The sequence below is a fragment of the Cetobacterium sp. genome, from assembly GCF_977044495.1.
Map to the genome: position 1 here is coordinate 71,656 of NZ_CDRRQU010000004.1, position 19,912 is coordinate 91,567.

A 19,912-nucleotide genomic window follows, 5' to 3' on the forward strand; every position below is an offset into this window, starting at 1 on the left:
TTAGAAGAATATCGTCCAAATGCAAACCATTAAAAAATTTCCAATGACTCCAGCTAAAAAATCATCTAAAACCACGCCAATTCCATGTCCAAAAAACTGTGATTTATGAATTGGACCTATCTTAGTTATATCGAAGAATCTAAAAATTACAAATCCTATTACTATAGCCATACTCGTTTGGAATATACCCACTGGATTGATTAAAAAAAGTGTTGTTAAAAATCCTAGTACTTCATCAATCACAACTTTTTGTGGGTCTTTTTCTTTAAAAATCTCTCTTTCTGCTATATCACAAATATAGACAGAGATTGCAAAAAAAGTCATTAAGAACATAAAATAAAATGAATTATATATCATATTATTAGGAAAAATTTTTTTTAAAAGCACTAACCCGATATATACAGGAACTCCTCCTAAAGTCCCAAAAGTTCCTGGAGCTATTGGCATCTCCCCTAATCCAAATACTGTTGCTAAATTTTTAACTACCTTTCTATTCAATTAAAACACTCCCTTCTCATAGTTATATGGTCTATACGTTCCTTTTCCATTTAAAATATCTCTTATCTCTGTAGCTGTTTCAGTTGTAAATTCTAAAACTAATTCTGAAATTCCAATTTTTTCTAAATATTTTCTATCTTTCAATATATTTAATGGCTTTTCCAAATAAATTTCACTATTCCCTATATTATTTTTTACTATTGTGAACTTGTCTCCCTGTTCATTCTCAATAATCTTTACCTCCTCATCACCTAAAGATAATTCAGTATACATAGCTCTTGGTCTACCATAGGCTAAAATCGCTTTCTTTACATCTGTTTCTCCTATCTCCTCAAGTCTTCTATAACTAATTTCTGGAGATATTACGATTGTATCTATTTTTTCTATACTAGAAAAATGCTTAAATGCGTAACGATTTGAAATATTAAAATTCCATCCCAAAGTTACTTTCGTATTTTTATTTTCTAAAACTTGATATAGATTAGTTGCCATCTTATTTGATGTATCTATTTTTTCTATATTTTCTTCTCTTGCTACATCATAACCTTTAAAGTATATTTTTTCTATTCCGCACTCCTCTAAAACAACTTTTTGTTCATTTGTCGAAACTATTGCAGACAGTATACTCTTTTTTTCAATTGGTTCTTTCCTAACCAATTTTACTAATTCAGATTCATTGTCTCTTCTATAACTTAATATCAATCTATCTAAAAGCATTTTCATAGCATCTCTTTTTAACTGTTTTAAAATGGAGATCGGTAAAAATATACCCTCATCAATATCTATACTTTTTATAAAACCAACAAATGTTGTATCCCCTATTTCCAGCAATTTTTCCTTTATAGCATTCTCTGTTGTTTCTTTATTTTTAGCTCGCTCTACTATATTTTCACTTTCTAATGATACCCTTATCATTTCAAGCTTATTGTTCAGTGTTGAAGCTGTAATTTTAACCTTCTCTCCTATTTTTCCTCGAAACTCTATATTTACACCATGTTTTTTATCCATTGTTTTCATTTTTATTTCAATCAAATCATTAATTTCTTTGGAGTAGTTTCTGAATATATATTTTGTTCCTTTTGGAAAATCTTTTAATATTAAAGTTTCACCCACACTAGCTTCTCTCTTATTTTTTTCAAATTTAGTATCTATTCTATTTATATAAGTTCCACCAATTTTTTCATAATTTTGTGATAAAAAAGTTATCCCATCTCCTAAAATTATTTTTTCTTCTAATTTAACCTCCTTTCCATTTAGTTCTCCAATTCTTTTCCCTAAATGACTTGCAAAATTTTTATTCATTATATTTTCTCTATTCTTATAGAAATATCCAGTGCTATATCCTCTATTAAATATCTGTGAGCTTTTCTCTTCAACATTATTTCCATCGATTAATTCTTTATAGTAACTCACAGTTTGAAATACGTAGTTTGGCTCTTTCATCCTTCCTTCTAATTTAATACTATCTATTCCAATCTCTTTTAGTTTTTGAATCTCCTCATATCCATATAATTGATCTTTTGGACTTAAAGCATATCCTGCATCATTTCCATCAGATATATACTTTTTCCTACATGGCTGAGCACACATCCCCCTATTTCCACTACGTCCACCTATAAAACTACTCATATAGCAATTCCCTGAATAGGATATACATAGAGCCCCTGAAACAAATATTTCCAATTCAATATCACTTTTTTCTCTTATTTTCTTTATCTCCTCAAAAGTTAACTCTCTAGGTAAAACTACTCTTTCAAAGCCTATAGATTTTAAATAATTTGCTTCTACATGATTTGCTACAGTCATCTGAGTACTGCCATGTAATTCCAACTCTGGAAAATTAATTTTTATGAACTCTGCTAATCCAAAATCTTGAACAATAACTGCATCCAATCCATATTTATAAAGTTCCCCTAAATTTGTAGCTATGGCTTCTATCTCCACATCCATCATAATTGTATTCAATGTTAGAAATACTTTTACTCCTCTTGCGTGTGCATAATCCAGTGCCTCTTTATATTCTTCTAAAGTTAAATTTACTGCATTTCTTCTTGCACCAAAACCTTTTAATCCCATATATATCTCATCCGCACCGGCTTTTATTGCGGCATAAAATCTTTCAATACTTCCTGCTGGAGCAACTATTTTCATACTTTTCCTCTTTCTATCTCATTGATTATTTCTTTTATTTTTTGTTTTAACTCTTCTAAAGTTCCATTATTTTCAACTACAATATCCGCTTTTAAATTTCTATTCTCTCTAGGTATCTGAGTACCTATTATTTTTTTTATCAAACCAATATCTATATTATCCCTTTTTCTAATTCTTTCTATCTGAACTTCAGGGTCTATATCCACAACTATTACCTTATCACAATATTTTTCCAATTTAACTTCAAATAGCAATGGTACATCAAAAATTACAATCTCTTTTATATCTTTAAATTTTAAGTATTCTTTTCTATAGATATCAACAACTTTGGGATGAACTATTCCATTTAACACTTCCAATTTTTTTGGATTGTTAAAAATCTCTTTTTTTAATAACTTTTTATCTACAGAATTACTTTTCAAGTTTATAAACTCTTTTCCTAGTTTTTCTTTTATTTCCTCTTTTACTTCTTCAGTTTCTAAAATATCTTTAGCTATTAAATCTGCATCAAAAACTTTAATTCCCATAGATAAAAAGATTTTACTAACTGTAGATTTTCCACTTCCTATACCACCAGTCAATCCTAGTATCATTGCCATCTCCTTAAAATAGAATATACTATATTCTAACACATTTTCTAATTTTTTTTATAAAAAAAAGAGTGAAATTAATATTTCACCCTTGGTTTCATATCTATATTAAGCTGCAGTTACCTCTTTAGCTATTGGTCCTTTATTTCCATCTTCCACGATAAACGAAACATTTTGACCCTCTTCTAAAGTTCTAAAACCTTCTCCTACAATTCCAGTAAAGTGTACGAAATAATCTTTCCCCTCTTCACACGTTACAAAACCAAATCCTTTTTCCTTGTTAAACCATTTTACAGTTCCTTTTAACATTTTAACCTCCAAATAATATATAAGTATATATAAGTCCCCCTAGGCACTTTATGGTTATATTATACAGCAAACACCTTTAATTTGCAATACATTTTGTTTGTTTCTTGAAGAAAAAAAATATTTTGTATACAATAATAAAATATAAAAATAGTTTTTACCTATTTATAGTTATACTGTTTTAATAAAAAAAAAGAACTACAATGTAGTCCTCTTTCCAAACGAATTAGAATTATACTAACTCAATTATTGCCATCTCAGCAGAATCTCCCTTTCTTACAGAAGTTCTGATGATTCTTGTGTATCCACCGTTTCTCTCAGCATACTTAGGTGCTAAATCATTAAATAACTTAGCTACAGCCTCTTCGCTTCTTAAGAAAGCGAAAGCTTGTCTTCTGTGTGCAAGAGTTCCTTTTTTACCAAGAGTAACCATTCTCTCAGCAAACTTTCTAAGCTCTTTTGCTCTAGTAACAGTAGTTTCTATTCTATCTGATAAAATTAGAGATATTGTTAAGTTCATTAACATAGCTTTTCTATGGTCAGCTCTTCTCCCTAACTTTCTATATGATTTATTGTGGTTCATTAGTCAGTTAGCCTCCTTATCTAATTATTCTATAGATCCATTTCCATTTAGATCGAACCCAAGTTCTTTCATCTTTTCAAGGATCTCATCTAGTGATTTTCTTCCTAGATTCTTTATTTTTAGAAGTTCGTTCATTGACATTCTTGCCAACTGCCCAACTTCCTCTATGCCAGCTTTCTTTAAGCAGTTAAATGATCTAACTGTTAAATCTAACTCTTCTATTCTTGTATTTAATACATCATCAGCTTTAGCACTTGATGTAGGAGTTTCCTCCTCTTCCTCAAGATCTATTCTCAAGTGGTCCATTCTATTTCCTAAGTCAAGGAACGGATCTAAATGATACTTTAGAAGCTCTATTGCATAAGAGATAGCATCTCTTATTTCAACACTTCCATCTGTCTCGACATTTAAAGTTAACTTATCGAAATCAGTCATTCTTCCAACCATTGTGTCTTGCACTGAGTATGATACTTTTCTAATTGGTGTATATATAGCATCAACTGCTATAAAATCTACAGCCCAATCTTTTTTCTCTATCTCTTCAGCAACAACAAATCCCTCACCAGTATCAACTATGAATTCCATATCAATCTCTCTATCTGTAGTCAATGTACATATGATTTGATCTGGATTTACAATCTCTAATCCGATATCTGGTATTATATCAGCAGCTGTAACAGTCTTAGGTCCCTTTGCAGAAAGAGTCATTTTTCTTTCTCCAGCAGTTTCTGCCTTTATTACTACCTCTTTTACATTTAGCATTATTTCAGTTACAGCTTCCTTTATACCTTCCATAACTGAAAATTCACTTAGTACTCCATCAATTCTAACTCCTTTAATGGCAGCACCAGGTATAGATGATAGTAAAACTCTTCTCAAAGCATTACCAATTGTATGTCCATATCCTCTATATAAAGGTTCTATAACATATTGACCTGAAAAGTCACTTGTTCTTAATTCGGTAATGTTAATGCCCTTAGCATGTTTTTCTATTTTTAACATTTAATCAACTCCTGTCAAAGGATTTATTATCTTGAATAGAACTCAACTATTAAAGCTTCGTTTAGATCAAAGTCTAAATCGTCTTTAGTTGGGTTCTGAAGAACTTTTCCTGCGAAGTTAGCTTTATCTAACTCTAACCATGCTGGAACTGTCTTCTCTTCTACTGCAGATTTGATTAACTCAATGTTCTTTGAGTTCTCAATTACAGAAACTACATCCCCTGCTTTTACTCTATAAGATGCAATGTTAACTCTTCTTCCGTTAACAGCAATATGTCCATGAGACACGATTTGTCTAGCTTGTCTTCTAGTTTTAGCGAATCCTAGTCTGTAAACTACGTTCTCTAATCTTCTTTCTAAATATTGGATTAAAGTTAAACCAGTAACTCCATCCTTTCTTGAAGCCTCTTCATATAATTTTCTGAATTGCTTCTCCATTACATTGTATATAAATTTAGCTTTTTGCTTTTCATTTAACTGAATTGCATACTCTGTAGGCTTTTTGTTTGCATTTGGTCTTGGCCCTCTATTAGAAGATTTGTTAACTCCTAAAATAACTGGATCAATTCCAAGAGCTCTACATTTCTTTAAAACAGGTTGTCTATTTCTTGCCATCTCTTTATTGTTCCTCCTTACACTTAATAAATTTCTACGATAATGAGCTCAGAAAAGTGTATTACACTCTTCTTCTTTTTGGTGGTCTACATCCGTTGTGTGGAACTGGAGTTACATCAGTTATCTTTGTAACCTCTAATCCTGCCGCTTGTAAAGATCTGATACATGCTTCTCTACCTGATCCAGGTCCTTTCACTTTTACTTCAACCTTCTTCATTCCGTTTTCCATTGCGATATGAGCTGCTTGCTCTGCTGCGATTTGAGCTGCAAATGGAGTTCCTTTTTTAGTTCCCTTGAATCCAGAAGTTCCTCCTGATTTCCAGCTTACTACTTTACCTTCCACATCAGTAATTGCTACTATTGTGTTATTGAAAGTTGAGTGTATATGAGCTACTCCGTTAGGAATATTTTTCAATTTCTTCTTGATTTTAGCTACTTTCTTCTTAGCCAATTTAGCTACCTCCTTACGATAAAATTCCGTTCTTTATACTACAATTAGCTTTTAACTATCTTTTTATAGGTTTTTTAGGTCCTTTTCTAGTTCTTGCATTTGTTTTTGACTTTTGTCCTCTTACTGGTAAGTTCATCTTATGTCTTGAACCTCTGTAACATCTGATGTCCATAAGTCTTTTGATTGCAAGTCTGATCTCTTTTCTTAGATCTCCCTCTACCTTGATAGTTTCAACAATGGCTCTGATTTTGTTTAATTCTTCTTCAGTTAAATCCTTTACTCTAGTGTCAAAGTTCACTCCTGCTTCTGTTAATACTCTTTGTGAAGTTGGTTTTCCAATTCCATAAACGTAAGTTAGAGCAATTTCTACTCTTTTGTTTCTAGGAATATCTACTCCTGCGATTCTAGCCAAAATTCTTCCTCCTCTTCCGAAAATTTTATATATCCGTCAGTATATTAACTGACTAAGACTTTCTTCGGTATGCCTCTTTCGAGTACTAGCTCTACAGCCTAACATACCTTTACAGTACTTCCCATGTCAGTACTAGTTTGCAAAACTTTTCAAGTTATCCTTGTACTTGTTTGTGCTTAGGGTTTTCACAGATTACTCTGATTTTCCCGTGTCTCTTGATAACTTTACATTTGTCACAAATAGGCTTAATTGATACTCTTACTTTCACTTAATTACCTCCTCTCGTGATCATAACTTTACTTTTTTCTGTATACTATTCTTCCCCTAGATAAATCATACGGAGAAATTTGTACCGTTACTTTGTCTCCAGGTAAAATTTTGATATAATTCATTCTCATTTTACCAGAGATATGCCCTAAAATTGTGTGTCCATTCTCTAATTCAACTTTAAACATCGCATTTGGAAGGGCCTCTAATATAGTTCCTTCTAATTCGATAACATCCTTTTTCGACATACTACCTCCTATCGAACAGAAATTCATATCATTTTAACATTTATTTTACAAAAAGTCTAGCTAATTTTTAACATTTTTATTGTTATTTTTATTAATCTAGCTCAGTTAAAACAACAGGTTTTCCATCTATTATGGCAACAGTGTGTTCAAAGTGAGCTGAACGCTTCCCATCTTTTGTTACCACTGTCCATCCATCATCAGTTATATTCACTTTGTAAGTTCCAACATTGACCATTGGCTCTATAGCCAAAACCATTCCTTCTTCAATTTTTATTCCTCTTCCTTTTCTACCAAAGTTTGGAATACAAGGATCTTCGTGCATAGCTTTTCCTACTCCGTGCCCAGCAAAATCTTTAACTACAGTAAATCCATTTGACTCAACATATTTTTGAATTGCGTTTCCAACATCACCAAGTCTATTTCCTGCAACTGCTTCTTCAATTCCAATTCTTCTTGCTTCTCTAGTGACATCAATCAATTTTTGTGACTCTTCATCAATTTCACCAACTGGATAGGTTATTGCTGAATCACCATAAAATCCATCCATTCTTGCCACCACATCAACACTTACTATATCTCCATTTTGAAGAATTCTACTGCTTTTTGGAACTCCATGTACTACCTCTTCGTTTACAGATATACAAGAACCTGCTGGATAAGGATTTATTGGTCCACCAACACCTATTGTTGCCAGTTCAGCTCCATTTTCAATTAAATAATCTTCAATAACCTTATTTAATTCATATGTTGAAATACCAGGTTTAATATATTTTGGTAGATATTCTTTATATAGTCTTGCTATTAATTGACATGGTTTTTTTATTTTTTCTATCTCTTCTCTAGTTTTTATTATAACCATAAATTTTCCTTTCCAGTTTCTAAAATTATCCTAAAATATTGAATATCTCTTTTGCAATCTCATCTATCTCTTTAGTTCCATCTAGCTCTACCATCACTCCTCTTTCAGAGTAAAAATCAAATAGCGGAGCTGTCTGTTCATGATATGCAGCCAGTCTTTTTTCCACTGTCTCTTTATTATCATCTTTTCTTATTATTAAATCTGTTCCACAATAGTCACACTTTCCTTCAATTTTCTGTGGATTATTTTTAACGTGATAAGTTGCTCCACAACTTGGACAAACCCTTCTTCCAACTACTCTATCAACTATTAACTCATCTGGAACATTTAGAGAAATAACTTTATCTAACTTCATATTTAACTCTTTTAATAATACCTCTAGTGCTTCTGCTTGATTTAATGTTCTTGGAAATCCATCTAAAATAAAACCTTTTTTACAATCTTCTTGTGATAATCTATCTCTTATTATCCCTATAATAGTTGAATCTGGAACTAACTTCCCTTCATCCATAAATTTTTTAGCTTCTAATCCCATTTCAGTTCCATTGGATATCGCAGCTCTTAATATATCTCCTGTTGAAATTTGTGGAATTCCATACTTTTCAATTATGAATTTTGCTTGTGTTCCTTTTCCAGCACCAGGTGCTCCAAATAACATTATATTCATTACTTCATCTCCTCTACTCAAATAAAATAAATAAAAAGGGCACGACATATGCCGTGCCAAAGATTTTATAAAAATCCCTTATACTCTTTCATGATAAGGTGAGCATCTATCTGTTGTACAGTATCTAGTGCTACCCCTACTACTATTATTATCCCCGTTCCACCAAAGAATATTGGTAGCCCAAAAGTTTTAAATAGTACCATAGGTGCGATTGCGATAAAAGCTAAAAATATAGCTCCACCCCAAGTTATTCTAGTTACAACTCCTTCAAGATAATCAGCCGTATCTGCTCCAGGTCTAATACTTGGAATCGTTCCTCCACCCTGTTTTAAATTCTCTGCAACCTTTTCAGGATCGAAAACTATTGAAGTATAGAAAAACGAGAAGAATATAATTACAGCAGCATATAGTATTAAATATACAGGATGCTGGTCACCAAATATTCTAGCAAGTATTACCTTTCCAGGAAACTCTCCAGGAAGCATGCTTACTGCTAAAGAAGGTATCATCATCACCACTGAAGCAAAGATTACAGGCATTACACCCGAAGTATTCAGCTTCAATGGAATATACGAGTTCTGACCCATTCCATTATTTCCAGCAAATCCTCTTCCTACGTAGTGAACTGGTATTTTTCTTTGTCCTAATTGGAATACAACAATTCCCGCAATTGTTACAACTGCAGCAACTCCCACTAATAACAAAACAGGAATAAGAAACTTACTCCCTCTCATATCTTGTATAGTTTGAATAACAGCTCCAGGGGCTCCTGAAATAACGTTTAAAAATATTAGTAGTGAAACTCCATTACCTATACCTTTGATAGATATTTGTTCTCCTACCCACATTAAAAATATTGTTCCTGCCGTTAAAGTTGTTATTGTTGTTAAGAAAAAATTAAACCCTGGTGTTGTTACTAATCCTACCGATTGTAGCCAAGCACACACTCCAATTCCTTGGACCACCGCTATTACAATCGTTAGATATCTAGTCCATTGAGTAATCTTATTTCTTCCTGATTCTCCCTCTTTTTGAATCTCTTCAAGTTTAGGAATAATTACAGCAAGTAAACTAAATACAATTGAGGCATTGATATAAGGTACAATCCCCAATGCAAATATTGATACTCTTTGGAAAGCCCCACCTGAGAACATATTAATATATCCTAGTAAGTCACTTTGCGCAGTCATTTGAGCTAAACGATCAATGTCCACACCAGGAGCAGGGATGTATGTCCCTACCCTAGCTACTAGGAACATTAATAAGGTGAAGATGATTCTCTCTCTCAGTTCCGGAATTTTAAATATACCTCTAAGCTTCGTTTCAAACTTTTCAATTAAACCCAAAATTCTTCACCTCACATTGAAATAACTAGTCTTTTAATTACTTGTTATTTTTTGCTACATCAGCAAAAGTTTTAACTTCAAGAATCTCTACAGACCCACCTTTTGCTTCAATAGCTGCTTTCGCAGAAGCAGAAACTTTGTGAGCTTTGATAGATACTTTCTTTTCTAGCTCTCCATTCCCTAAAACCTTGATTCCAGCAAGAGTTTTTTTGATAACACCAGCAGCTACTAATAACTCTGGAGTTACTTCTGTTCCCTCTTCGAATCTATTCAAATCACATAAATTTATTATTGCATAATCTTTTCTGAATATTGCGTTAGAGAATCCTCTCTTTGGAGTTCTTCTATATAAAGGCATTTGTCCACCCTCGAAGTAAGGTTTTACCCCTCCTCCAGCTCTAGAGTTTTGACCATTGCTTCCTTTTCCAGCAGTCTTTCCTAATCCAGAAGACTCTCCTCTTCCTATTCTTTTTCTAGCTTTTCTTGGTACAGAAGGCTTTAATTCATTTAATTTCATTGATTATTGCACCTCCTCTACTTTTATTAGGTAAGATATTTGAGCAATTTTTCCCATTAACTCTGGAGTTACATTGTGCTCTCTAACATCATTCATCTTCTTAAGCCCTAGCGACTTTGCAGTTGCTATATGGTTAGGCTTTCTTCCGATTATGCTTTTTACAAGCTCTATTCTAAGCTTTGCCATCTTTTTTTACCTCCTAGCTTAAGATTTCCTTTACTTCTTTTCCTCTTAAAGCTGCAACTTCTTCAGCAGTTCTTAGTGCTGCTAACCCTTCAATTGTAGCTCTTGCAACGTTGAACTTATTTCTTGATCCTTTAATTTTTGTAAGGATGTTATGTACTCCTGCTAACTCAAGAATCTCTCTACAAGATGATCCTGCGATAACTCCAGTACCTTCATAAGCTGGTGCCATCCATATAGATGTTGCTCCCCATTTACCAACTATTTCGTGAGGAATAGTCGTTCCTTTTAATGAAACCTTTACCATATTTTTCTTAGCAGAAGCGATTGCTTTTCTGATTGCATCAGGTACACCATTCGCTTTTCCTAGTCCTATTCCTACGTTCCCTTCAGCGTCTCCTACAGCAGCTAAAACAGAGAAAGATATAGTTCTTCCTCCTTTAGTTGTCTTAGAAACTCTAGAAATTTTCAATAATTTCTCTTGAAATTGTTTTTCTTCTTTAACTAACTTAGACAAGTGAAGTCCTCCTCTCTACAAGAATTAGAATTTAAGTCCTGCTTCTCTTGCAGCCTCTGCAAGGGCAGCTACTCTTCCTGTGTATTTATATCCAGATCTGTCAAATACTACAACAGATATTTCTTTTGCTACAGCTCTTTCAGCAATTGCTTTTCCAACAAGCTTAGCAGACTCGATGTTTCCACCGTGCTTTACATTTCCTTTGATCTCTTTATCGATAGTAGATGCAGAAACTAAAGTTACTCCATTTACGTCATCAACTAATTGAGCAAAAATGTTGTTGTTTGATCTATATATAGAAAGTCTTGGTCTTTCAGCCGTACCAGAAATTTTATTTCTGATAGCTAAGTGCTTTCTTCTTCTAATAGCGTCTCTATTAACTCTCTTAAACAACTTTTTAACCTCCTTATTCTCAGCATACTAATATTTTCTAATTAGTATTATGATTTCTTACCTTCTTTTCTTCTGATTATTTCGTCAGAATACTTAACTCCTTTTCCTTTATAAGGCTCTGGAGCTCTCTTAGATCTGATGTCAGCAGCAACTTGTCCCACTACATCTTTTTCTATTCCCTCAATGTGGATAGTTGTATTTTTATCAACTGTCATTTTAATCCCTTCAACAGAATTGATTACAACTGGATGAGAATAACCTAAAGCCATCTCTAATCCACCATTTTTTTCAGTAGCTCTATATCCAACTCCAACAAGTGTAAGAGTTTTCTTGAAACCTTCAGATACTCCAACAACCATGTTGTTTATAAGTGCTCTTGTAGTTCCATGTATAGCTCTTACAGCTGGTAAATCGTTTGGTCTTGCAACTGTAATTTCATTATTCTCTATATTTATTGTTAACTCATCATTAAATTTTTTAGTTAAAGTACCTTTAGGTCCTTTTACAGTAACTACGTTTCCTGCAGCTAATGTAACTTCTACCCCAGCAGGTACCACTATGATCTTTTTACCTACTCTTGACATATGGCTACCTCCTAGTTATTACCAAACGAATGCAAGAATTTCTCCACCCATGTTCTCTCTTCTAGCAGTTCTATCCGTTACGATTCCCTTAGAAGTTGAAACAATAGCGATTCCTAAACCTGATAATACTCTTGGCATATCTTCTACAGAAGAATAAACTCTTCTTCCTGGCTTAGATATTCTCTTGATTCCTTTGATTACTCTTTCTTTTCCATCATACTTTAAATATACTCTTATATTCTTTTTATTTCCATCTGTTACAATTTTATAGTTAGAAATATATCCCTCTTCTTTTAAAATCTCAGCGATTCTCTCTTTTATGTTAGAGTGAGGAACATCTGTTTTCTCATGCATTACCGCATTTGCATTTCTAACTCTTGTTAACATATCTGCAATTGGATCTGTTAAAAACATCTATTAAATCCTCCTTTCATCAATTACCAAGATGACTTCTTCACACCTGGAATAAGTCCAGCACCTGCTAATTGTCTGAACTTAACTCTCGAAATTCCGAATTCTCTCATGAATCCTCTTGGTCTTCCATCTAATTGACATCTATTTTTCTTTCTAACTTCTGAAGAGTTCTTAGGTAATTTGTTCAGCTCAAACATAGCTTCCATATCTCCCTCATTGATTCTCTTCTTCAGTTCAGCTCTCTTTTCAGCATATTTATCGCATAAAGTTGCTCTTTTTACTTCTCTAGCGATCATTGACTTTTTAGCCATTTATTATTAACCTCCTCACTATTTACTTTTTGAAAGGCATTCCGAATGCCTTAAGTAAAGCTCTTCCTTCTTCATCTGTTTTAGCTGAAGATACTATAGTGATAGACATTCCTAAAAGCTTGTCAACTTTATCAAACTCGATCTCAGGGAAAACTAATTGATCTCTTAATCCTAAAGAGTAGTTTCCTCTTCCGTCGAATGAATCCGCTGGAACTCCTTCGAAGTCTCTTACTCTTGGAAGAACTACATTTACTAATCTATCTAGAAAATCGTACATTCTCTCTTTTCTTAAAGTAACTTTTGCACCGATTGGCATTCCTTCTCTTAACTTAAATCCAGCTTCTGATTTTTTTGCTTTTCTTACAACTGGCTTTTGTCCTGTGATTATTGCTAAATCAGCCATTGCAGCATCGATTAACTTAGAGTTTTGAGTTGCCTCTCCAACTCCCATGTTAACAACGATTCTGTCTAATTTTGGACATTCCATAACGTTAGATAATCCTAACTCTTTCATTAAGTTAGTAACTATTGTTTCGTTATATAACTTGTGATATCTAGAAACGTATTTAGACACTTACGTTCTCCTCCTCTCTTATAAAGTTTCTCCAGATACTTTAGAGTATCTTACTTTTTTTCCGTCCACAAACTTGTATCCAACTCTTGTTGGTTTACCAGCTTTCTCATCAAATAACATTACTTTTGAAGAGAACATTGGAGCTGGTTTAGTTACAACTCCACCTTGTGGGTTTATTTGTGAAGGTTTCATATGTTTTGTTACCATGTTGATATTCTCAACAACAATTTTTCCTTTTTTAGGGAATACTTTTAAAACCTTACCTGTTTTTCCTTTATCTTTTCCAGATATTACGTAAACTGTATCTCCAGTTTTTACATGTAATGACTCTGGTACAAATTTAATCTTAGGTTTAGCCACGACAATTAGCCTCCTCTCTCAATTATATTACTTCTGGAGCTAGTGAAACTATCTTCATGAAGTCTTTAGCTCTTAATTCTCTTGCAACTGGTCCGAATATTCTTGTTGCTTTTGGTTCATTGTTATTATTTAAGATAACTGCTGCGTTATCATCAAATTTAATATATGATCCATCTTCTCTTCTTAATTCTTTTCTTGTTCTAACAATAACTGCTTTTACTACGTCTCCTTTTTTAACGTTTCCACCAGGTATTGCTTCCTTAACTGATGCCACAACAATGTCACCGATTCTTCCGAATCTTCTTCTAGATCCTCCAAGAACTCTTATAACCATAAGTTTTTTAGCCCCTGAGTTATCAGCAACATTAAGGATAGTTTGTTGTTGTACCATTAAATTATCCTCCTCTCAACAATAATTTGGATTATTATCTAGCTTTCTCTATAATATCAACTAGTCTCCATCTCTTATCTCTAGATAATGGTCTAGTTTCCATGATTCTTACTTTATCTCCAGTTTGAGCTACGTTGTTCTCGTCATGTGCTTTGAACTTCATAGTCTTTTTAACTCTTTTTTTGTAGATTGGGTGTAATGTCATTGTTTCGATAGCAACAACTATCGTCTTGTCCATCTTATCAGAAACAACGATTCCTTCTCTTACTTTTCTCTCGTTTCTCAAGATTTTGACCTCCTCTTCTTAAGAATCCATATCTTAACTTTAAGATTTAATTATCTTTCGTTTAATATAGTGTTTATTCTTGCGATCTCTCTTCTTACTTCTCTAATCTTAGCAGTGTTAGTTACTTGTCCTAATGAAAGTTGAAACTTTAGGTTGAAAAGTTCTTCCTTAAGCTCTTTACACTTTACTACTAAGTCTTCAGTAGATATTTCTCTTATTTCCTTAGCTCTCATTAGTTCTCACCACCATTCTCTCTTTTTACAATCTTACATCTAATAGGAAGTTTCATAGAAGCCTTTCTTAAAGCTGCTATTGCTTTTTCTTCAGTAACACCAGATACCTCGAACATTATTCTTCCAGGTTTTACTACTGCTACCCAACCTTCTACGTTTCCTTTACCTTTACCCATTCTTACTCCAGCTGGTCTAGCAGTAATTGGCTTATCTGGGAATATTCTTATAAAAGTTTTACCTTCTCTTTTGAATGTTCTGTTGATTCCAACTCTACAAGATTCAATCTGTCTGTTTGTTATCCATGCTGGTTCAAGGGCTTGTAATCCGTAATCTCCGAAAGCAACAGTGTTACCTCTTTGAGCTGTACCCTTCATTCTTCCTCTAAACATTTTTCTATGTTTCGTTCTTTTAGGCATTAACATGATTACGCTTCCCCTCCTTCCTTCTTAGTTGGAAGTACTTCACCGTGGAAGATCCAAACCTTGATTCCAAGAGCTCCATATGTTGTATGAGCTGTAGCTGTAGCGTAGTCAATGTCTGCTCTTAATGTATGTAGAGGCACTTTTCCTTCTACTACCCATTCAGATCTTGCGATTTCAGCACCATTTAATCTTCCAGAAACCATAACTTTGATTCCTTTTGCTCCTGCTTTCATTGCTCTCATAACAGCTTGGCTAACTGCTCTTTTGTAAGCTACCCTTTTCTCGATAGATGTAGCTATATTTTCTGCAACTAAAGTTGCATCTTTATTAAACTCTTTAACCTCTTGAACTTTAACTGTAACTTTTCTTCCAGTCATTGCTTCAAGTTTAGCTCTTAATGATTCTATTTCAGAACCTTTTCTTCCAATGATTATTCCAGCTTTAGCTGTGTATATTAAAACTACAACGTGTGATGGAGAAGTTCTCTCGATCTTTACCTTCGAAATTCCCGCGTGGAAGTAGTTCTTTTTGATCATTTCTCTGATCTTTGTATCTTCATGGAAGAACTTTGCGTATTCTTTTTTATCTGCATACCAGATAGAATCCCAAGTTCTTGTTATTCCAAGTCTCAGTCCTCTAGGGTCTACTTTTTGTCCCACAGTCTTACCTCCTTACTACTTTTCAGACACTGCCACAACAATGTGTGCTGTTGGTTTTCTTATTATATCTGCTCTTCCCATCGCTCTTGGCATTATTCTCTTAAGCGCTGGTCCGTCGTTTATCATTATAGTTGATACTACTAACTTCTCCTCATCCATATTGAAGTTGTTAGTTGCATTAGCAATTGCTGATGCTAGTGTTTTCTTTATAAATCTAGCCGCTTTTTTGTTAGTAAACTCTAACGTATCTAAAGCTTCTAATGCTGATTTTCCTCTCACTAAGTCTGCTACAAGTCTAGCTTTTCTTGGAGATAATCTTACGAATCTAGTTATTGCTCTAGCTTCCACTAGTCCAACCTCCTTTTCCTACTATCAATTTATTAATTTAAAATCGATTATTTTTTCTTTTTCTTTTTGTCTACACCGTGACCATAGTATGTTCTAGTTGGTGCAAACTCACCTAGTTTATGTCCAACCATTTGCTCAGTTACATGAACTGGTATGTGCTTTTTACCATTGTAAACACCAAATGTTAATCCTATAAAGTTAGGGAATATTGTTGATCTTCTAGACCAAGTCTTTATTACCGCTTTTATATTATCAGTAGCTACTGCTTCCTCAACTTTTTTCATTAAGTGGTGGTCACAAAAAGGTCCTTTTTTTAATGATCTAGCCATTACCTATTAGCCTCCTCTCGAAAATTACTTTTCGTTTCTTCTTCTTACGATAAACTTGTCTGAAGTTTTTCTTCCTCTTGTTTTAACACCATGAGCTGGTTTACCCCAAGGAGTCATAGGAGATTTTCTTCCAACTGGAGCTTTACCTTCTCCTCCACCGTGTGGGTGATCACAAGGGTTCATTACAGATCCTCTTACGTGAGGTCTTCTTCCTTTGTGTCTATTTCTTCCAGCTTTACCTAGTGATACTAGGCTGTGCTCAGAGTTTCCTACTTCACCAATTGTTGCCATACATTCTCCGTGAATTAATCTTAACTCACCTGATGGTAACTGTACGTGACAGTAAGTTCCTTCTTTTGCAACTAGTCTTGCTGCAGTTCCTGCAGATCTAACTAATTGTCCACCCTTTCCTCTTTGTAACTCAACGTTGTGTATCTGTGATCCAACAGGCATCTCTCTTAATTTAAGAGCATTTCCTGGCTTTATTTCAGCATTTGAACCAGCCATTACGATATCACCTTTCTTAAGTCCCTTTGGAGCAAGAATATATCTCTTCTCTCCGTCTGCGTACGATAGTAATGCAATATTTGCAGTTCTATTTGGATCGTACTCTAGTGATACTACCTTTGCAGGTACATCTAATTTATTTCTCTTAAAGTCAATGATTCTGTAAAGTCTTTTGTGTCCCTTGTCTCTATTTCTACAAGTTCTGTGTCCATAGTTATCTCTACCATAAGCAGATTTTAATGGAGTAGTTAAAGACTTTTCAGGTCTAACTTTATCTAAATCTTCGTTAACTAATCTAGACATATGTCTAGTACCATTAGTTATAGCATTTAACTTTCTAATTGCCATTTTGTTAACCTCCAAAATTTCCTGACCTATAATTATCTTTAGCTTTATCCTTTTATTATATAAAGAACTAAACCTCTTAATTATCTTTCAATTATACTTCTGCGAAGTAAGTTATTGTGTTTCCAGCAGCTAATTTAACAATAGCTTTTTTCTTAGCTTGAGTCTTGTAAAGTTTCATTCCATGTCTTTTAGTAACTGGCTTTACATTGATTGTAGCTACAGATTCAACTTTTACGTTAAATATAGTCTCGATAGCTTTTCTGATCTCAACTTTATTTGCTTTAGGACTTACCTCAAATGTGTACTTGTTGTAATCTCTTCTTAAAATCTCAGTTTTCTCAGTGATTACAGGCTTCTTTACGATATCGTAAGCAGTCATTATGCAAGCACCTCCTCGATTGTCGTTAACGCTTCCTTAGTTACGATAACTTTCTCTTGCTTTAATAACCAGTAAACTCCAATCTCATTTGGTTGAAGAACTACTGCGTTCTCTAAGTTTCTAGCTGATAGATATAAATTGTAATCAGCTTCTGTAGCAAGGTCATTTACAACAAATAATTGCTTTGTATTTGCTGATAAAGCATTAGTTAAAGCGATTATTGTTTTAGTTTTTGGAGTTTCAATAGTTCCATCTAGAACTAAGATTTCTCCAGCAGCAACTTTCGCAGAAAGTGCTGATCTTAAAGCAAGATTTCTTACTTTTTTATTTACTTTCTTTTCATATGATCTTGGTTGTGGTCCAAATGTTACTCCTCCACCTACCATGTGTGGAGCTCTTATAGAACCTTGTCTAGCTCTTCCAGTTCCTTTTTGTTTGAAAGGCTTTCTTCCTCCACCTTTAACCATAGCTCTAGTTTTAGTAGCTGCAGTTCCTTGTCTAGCAGCTGCTAATTCCGCAGTTAATACTTCATGTAATACTGCTTGATTAGGCTCGATTCCGAATACAGAATCTTTAACTTCTACAGTACCAGTTTGGTTTCCTGCTAAGTCATATATGTTTAAAACTGCCATTATTTTCCTCCTTCCTCATCTACTAACTAATTATTTTTTTACAGCTGGTTTAACAACGATATATCCGTTCTTTGGACCAGGTACTGCACCTTTAATTAGTAGTAAGTTGTTTTCTGCGTCAACTTTAACAATTTTTAAGTTTTGAACTGTTACAGTTGTATTTCCGTATTGTCCAGCCATTCTTTTGTTCTTAAGAACTTTTCCAGGCCAAGACGACATTCCTATAGATCCTCCAAGTCTGTGGTTTCTAGATACACCGTGTGAAGCTCTGTTTCCACTGAAGTTATGTCTCTTCATAACCCCTGATGTTCCTTTACCTTTTGAAGTTCCTGTAATGTCTACGAAAGCAACCTCTGCTAAAGTGTCTACTTTAATCTCTTGTCCAAGTTCGATTCCTTCTACTGAATCAACTTTTAACTCTTTAACAAATCTTAACGGCTTTACACCAGCTTTGTTAAAAATTCCCATTAATGGCTTTGTAGTATTTTTTTCTTTTTTCTCGTCAAATCCTAATTGTAAAGCTGAGTATCCATCGTTCTCTACAGTCTTCTTTTGAAGAACATAGTTAGGTCCAGCTTCAACAACTGTAACTGGAATAAATTTTCCATCTTCGAAAATTTGAGTCATTCCAATTTTTTTTGCTAAAATTCCTGACATGTGTTTTACCTCCATCAAATAATATATTGGTTGACAACTTGCCCTCGTGGTTCCACCACTTTTTCTTTAAAAAAACGCCAACTTGTATTATTCTGTAAGGATAATTTAATTAGCATCAAATTACCCGAAAATCAGCCGTCTGCTTTTTTCTCAGAATCTCTTTAATCAAGTCAATTATGCTTGCTTTATTTCGATTCCAACACCAGCTGGTAAGTTAACTGCTGTTAAAGAAGCAATTGTCTTAGGGTTAGAGTTTTTAATCTCTACCATTCTTCTGTGCACTCTCATCTCGAATTGCTCTCTCGAGTCTTTGTTTACGTGTACTGATCTTAGTACAGTATATTTTTTAATCTTTGTAGGTAGTGGCATAGGTCCTGCAATTTCTGCTCCAGATTTCTTTGCTACTTCTACTATTTTTTTAGCTGATTGATCTAATAAAGTGTGATCATAAGCTTTTAAGTAAATTCTTAACTTGTTAGAAGCCATTTTACTTTTCGCACCTCCTTAAAAGTTTCGATTAAAAGAATCAAATAATTCTTTTGTACACTCTGATAATTATATCATATTTTTTATAAAAAGCAAATGTTTTTTATTTTTATTTAAAAGTTTTTTTATCTAGCTTTTTTCAAAATATAAAAGGGGACTAAGTCCCCTTTTACATGAACTAAATTTCACTTAAATTTTAAGTAAGATTACTTAGTAATTTCTGCAACAACTCCAGAAGCTACTGTTCTTCCTCCCTCTCTGATCGCAAATCTTAATCCCGGCTCCATTGCGATTGGGTGAATTAACTCCACTGTCATCTCAATGTTGTCTCCTGGCATTACCATCTCTACTCCCTCAGGTAAGTTGATTGCTCCTGTTATATCTGTTG

At 33.7% G+C, this 19,912-nt stretch carries 36 protein-coding genes; all 36 read right to left on the minus strand.

Features of this window, described 5'->3' with window-relative positions; genetic code table 11:
• A complete protein-coding gene (locus ACWI69_RS01855; protein WP_448820168.1) occupies positions 1-498 on the minus strand; it encodes a phosphatidylglycerophosphatase A family protein in 498 nt (165 codons plus the stop codon).
• On the minus strand, positions 499-2,649 hold the full coding sequence (locus ACWI69_RS01860) for a peptidase U32 family protein (RefSeq protein ID WP_448820169.1): 2,151 nt from the start codon (positions 2,647-2,649) through the stop codon (positions 499-501).
• On the minus strand, positions 2,646-3,242 hold the full coding sequence (gene coaE, locus ACWI69_RS01865) for a dephospho-CoA kinase (protein ID WP_448820170.1): 597 nt from the start codon (positions 3,240-3,242) through the stop codon (positions 2,646-2,648). The genes ACWI69_RS01860 and coaE overlap by 4 nt, the downstream gene beginning before the upstream one ends.
• A 105-nt stretch (positions 3,243-3,347) precedes the next feature.
• The gene (locus ACWI69_RS01870) at positions 3,348-3,548 is read right to left on the minus strand and encodes a cold-shock protein (RefSeq protein WP_448820171.1); all 201 of its coding nucleotides are present in this window, start codon (positions 3,546-3,548) and stop codon (positions 3,348-3,350) included.
• Between the two features lie 229 nt (positions 3,549-3,777).
• Positions 3,778-4,128, minus strand: a complete 351-nt coding sequence (rplQ, locus tag ACWI69_RS01875) for a 50S ribosomal protein L17 (protein WP_023050832.1) — start codon at positions 4,126-4,128, stop codon at positions 3,778-3,780.
• A gap of 24 nt (positions 4,129-4,152) precedes the next feature.
• Positions 4,153-5,130, minus strand: a complete 978-nt coding sequence (locus ACWI69_RS01880; RefSeq protein ID WP_448820172.1) for a DNA-directed RNA polymerase subunit alpha — start codon at positions 5,128-5,130, stop codon at positions 4,153-4,155.
• Between the two features lie 26 nt (positions 5,131-5,156).
• On the minus strand, positions 5,157-5,744 hold the full coding sequence (gene rpsD, locus ACWI69_RS01885) for a 30S ribosomal protein S4 (protein WP_448820173.1): 588 nt from the start codon (positions 5,742-5,744) through the stop codon (positions 5,157-5,159).
• Between the two features lie 61 nt (positions 5,745-5,805).
• On the minus strand, positions 5,806-6,195 hold the full coding sequence (rpsK, locus tag ACWI69_RS01890) for a 30S ribosomal protein S11 (RefSeq protein ID WP_023050829.1): 390 nt from the start codon (positions 6,193-6,195) through the stop codon (positions 5,806-5,808).
• Between the two features lie 55 nt (positions 6,196-6,250).
• A complete protein-coding gene (gene rpsM / locus ACWI69_RS01895) occupies positions 6,251-6,607 on the minus strand; it encodes a 30S ribosomal protein S13 (protein ID WP_448820174.1) in 357 nt (118 codons plus the stop codon).
• 154 nt (positions 6,608-6,761) lie between these two features.
• Positions 6,762-6,875: a 50S ribosomal protein L36 gene (gene rpmJ, locus ACWI69_RS01900; protein ID WP_040407302.1), complete on the minus strand. Its 114-nt coding sequence runs from the start codon at positions 6,873-6,875 to the stop codon at positions 6,762-6,764.
• A 28-nt stretch (positions 6,876-6,903) separates the two neighbouring features.
• Positions 6,904-7,122, minus strand: coding sequence for a translation initiation factor IF-1 (infA, locus tag ACWI69_RS01905; RefSeq protein WP_040407300.1), 219 nt, complete (start codon positions 7,120-7,122; stop codon positions 6,904-6,906).
• 91 nt (positions 7,123-7,213) lie between these two features.
• The gene (gene map / locus ACWI69_RS01910; RefSeq protein ID WP_448820175.1) at positions 7,214-7,981 is read right to left on the minus strand and encodes a type I methionyl aminopeptidase; all 768 of its coding nucleotides are present in this window, start codon (positions 7,979-7,981) and stop codon (positions 7,214-7,216) included.
• 25 nt (positions 7,982-8,006) lie between these two features.
• The gene (locus ACWI69_RS01915; protein ID WP_448820176.1) at positions 8,007-8,648 is read right to left on the minus strand and encodes an adenylate kinase; all 642 of its coding nucleotides are present in this window, start codon (positions 8,646-8,648) and stop codon (positions 8,007-8,009) included.
• Positions 8,649-8,713: 65 nt separating this feature from the next.
• The gene (gene secY / locus ACWI69_RS01920; protein WP_448820177.1) at positions 8,714-9,994 is read right to left on the minus strand and encodes a preprotein translocase subunit SecY; all 1,281 of its coding nucleotides are present in this window, start codon (positions 9,992-9,994) and stop codon (positions 8,714-8,716) included.
• Between the two features lie 37 nt (positions 9,995-10,031).
• Positions 10,032-10,511: a 50S ribosomal protein L15 gene (gene rplO / locus ACWI69_RS01925; protein ID WP_448820178.1), complete on the minus strand. Its 480-nt coding sequence runs from the start codon at positions 10,509-10,511 to the stop codon at positions 10,032-10,034.
• A 3-nt stretch (positions 10,512-10,514) separates the two neighbouring features.
• On the minus strand, positions 10,515-10,697 hold the full coding sequence (rpmD, locus tag ACWI69_RS01930) for a 50S ribosomal protein L30 (RefSeq protein ID WP_023050822.1): 183 nt from the start codon (positions 10,695-10,697) through the stop codon (positions 10,515-10,517).
• Positions 10,698-10,710: 13 nt separating this feature from the next.
• Complete coding sequence (rpsE, locus tag ACWI69_RS01935; RefSeq protein WP_023050821.1) at positions 10,711-11,211, minus strand: 30S ribosomal protein S5; 501 nt, start codon at positions 11,209-11,211, stop codon at positions 10,711-10,713.
• A 24-nt stretch (positions 11,212-11,235) separates the two neighbouring features.
• Complete coding sequence (gene rplR / locus ACWI69_RS01940; RefSeq protein WP_448820179.1) at positions 11,236-11,604, minus strand: 50S ribosomal protein L18; 369 nt, start codon at positions 11,602-11,604, stop codon at positions 11,236-11,238.
• A 47-nt stretch (positions 11,605-11,651) separates the two neighbouring features.
• A complete protein-coding gene (gene rplF, locus ACWI69_RS01945; protein WP_448820180.1) occupies positions 11,652-12,188 on the minus strand; it encodes a 50S ribosomal protein L6 in 537 nt (178 codons plus the stop codon).
• A gap of 18 nt (positions 12,189-12,206) precedes the next feature.
• Positions 12,207-12,602 (minus strand): 30S ribosomal protein S8, encoded by a 396-nt coding sequence (gene rpsH / locus ACWI69_RS01950; protein ID WP_297431503.1) that lies wholly within the window; start codon positions 12,600-12,602, stop codon positions 12,207-12,209.
• 23 nt (positions 12,603-12,625) lie between these two features.
• On the minus strand, positions 12,626-12,913 hold the full coding sequence (gene rpsN, locus ACWI69_RS01955) for a 30S ribosomal protein S14 (protein WP_448820181.1): 288 nt from the start codon (positions 12,911-12,913) through the stop codon (positions 12,626-12,628).
• 22 nt (positions 12,914-12,935) lie between these two features.
• Positions 12,936-13,487, minus strand: coding sequence for a 50S ribosomal protein L5 (gene rplE, locus ACWI69_RS01960; RefSeq protein ID WP_448820182.1), 552 nt, complete (start codon positions 13,485-13,487; stop codon positions 12,936-12,938).
• A gap of 18 nt (positions 13,488-13,505) precedes the next feature.
• Positions 13,506-13,847: a 50S ribosomal protein L24 gene (gene rplX / locus ACWI69_RS01965; RefSeq protein WP_320313940.1), complete on the minus strand. Its 342-nt coding sequence runs from the start codon at positions 13,845-13,847 to the stop codon at positions 13,506-13,508.
• Between the two features lie 22 nt (positions 13,848-13,869).
• Positions 13,870-14,238, minus strand: a complete 369-nt coding sequence (gene rplN / locus ACWI69_RS01970) for a 50S ribosomal protein L14 (protein ID WP_023050814.1) — start codon at positions 14,236-14,238, stop codon at positions 13,870-13,872.
• Between the two features lie 34 nt (positions 14,239-14,272).
• On the minus strand, positions 14,273-14,524 hold the full coding sequence (gene rpsQ, locus ACWI69_RS01975) for a 30S ribosomal protein S17 (protein WP_023050813.1): 252 nt from the start codon (positions 14,522-14,524) through the stop codon (positions 14,273-14,275).
• Positions 14,525-14,574: 50 nt separating this feature from the next.
• A complete protein-coding gene (gene rpmC, locus ACWI69_RS01980; RefSeq protein WP_023050812.1) occupies positions 14,575-14,757 on the minus strand; it encodes a 50S ribosomal protein L29 in 183 nt (60 codons plus the stop codon).
• Complete coding sequence (rplP, locus tag ACWI69_RS01985; RefSeq protein WP_023050811.1) at positions 14,757-15,179, minus strand: 50S ribosomal protein L16; 423 nt, start codon at positions 15,177-15,179, stop codon at positions 14,757-14,759. Before rplP ends, rpmC begins: the two co-directional genes overlap by 1 nt.
• A 2-nt stretch (positions 15,180-15,181) precedes the next feature.
• Positions 15,182-15,838 carry a 30S ribosomal protein S3 gene (rpsC, locus tag ACWI69_RS01990; protein WP_448820183.1) on the minus strand — a complete coding sequence of 219 codons (657 nt, stop codon included), beginning with the start codon at positions 15,836-15,838 and terminating at the stop codon, positions 15,182-15,184.
• Positions 15,839-15,853: 15 nt separating this feature from the next.
• On the minus strand, positions 15,854-16,186 hold the full coding sequence (gene rplV, locus ACWI69_RS01995; protein WP_023050809.1) for a 50S ribosomal protein L22: 333 nt from the start codon (positions 16,184-16,186) through the stop codon (positions 15,854-15,856).
• A 47-nt stretch (positions 16,187-16,233) separates the two neighbouring features.
• Complete coding sequence (rpsS, locus tag ACWI69_RS02000) at positions 16,234-16,515, minus strand: 30S ribosomal protein S19 (RefSeq protein ID WP_448820184.1); 282 nt, start codon at positions 16,513-16,515, stop codon at positions 16,234-16,236.
• Positions 16,516-16,539: 24 nt separating this feature from the next.
• Positions 16,540-17,370, minus strand: a complete 831-nt coding sequence (rplB, locus tag ACWI69_RS02005) for a 50S ribosomal protein L2 (protein WP_448820185.1) — start codon at positions 17,368-17,370, stop codon at positions 16,540-16,542.
• Between the two features lie 91 nt (positions 17,371-17,461).
• Positions 17,462-17,749 (minus strand): 50S ribosomal protein L23, encoded by a 288-nt coding sequence (gene rplW, locus ACWI69_RS02010; RefSeq protein ID WP_023050806.1) that lies wholly within the window; start codon positions 17,747-17,749, stop codon positions 17,462-17,464.
• Positions 17,749-18,381, minus strand: coding sequence for a 50S ribosomal protein L4 (gene rplD / locus ACWI69_RS02015; protein ID WP_448820186.1), 633 nt, complete (start codon positions 18,379-18,381; stop codon positions 17,749-17,751). Before rplD ends, rplW begins: the two co-directional genes overlap by 1 nt.
• A 30-nt stretch (positions 18,382-18,411) precedes the next feature.
• Complete coding sequence (rplC, locus tag ACWI69_RS02020; protein ID WP_448820187.1) at positions 18,412-19,038, minus strand: 50S ribosomal protein L3; 627 nt, start codon at positions 19,036-19,038, stop codon at positions 18,412-18,414.
• A 174-nt stretch (positions 19,039-19,212) separates the two neighbouring features.
• Positions 19,213-19,524 (minus strand): 30S ribosomal protein S10, encoded by a 312-nt coding sequence (rpsJ, locus tag ACWI69_RS02025; RefSeq protein ID WP_023050803.1) that lies wholly within the window; start codon positions 19,522-19,524, stop codon positions 19,213-19,215.
• Positions 19,525-19,730: 206 nt separating this feature from the next.
• A partial coding sequence (locus ACWI69_RS02030) for an EF-Tu C-terminal domain-related protein (RefSeq protein WP_448820188.1) occupies positions 19,731-19,912 on the minus strand: 182 nt, incomplete at its 5' end.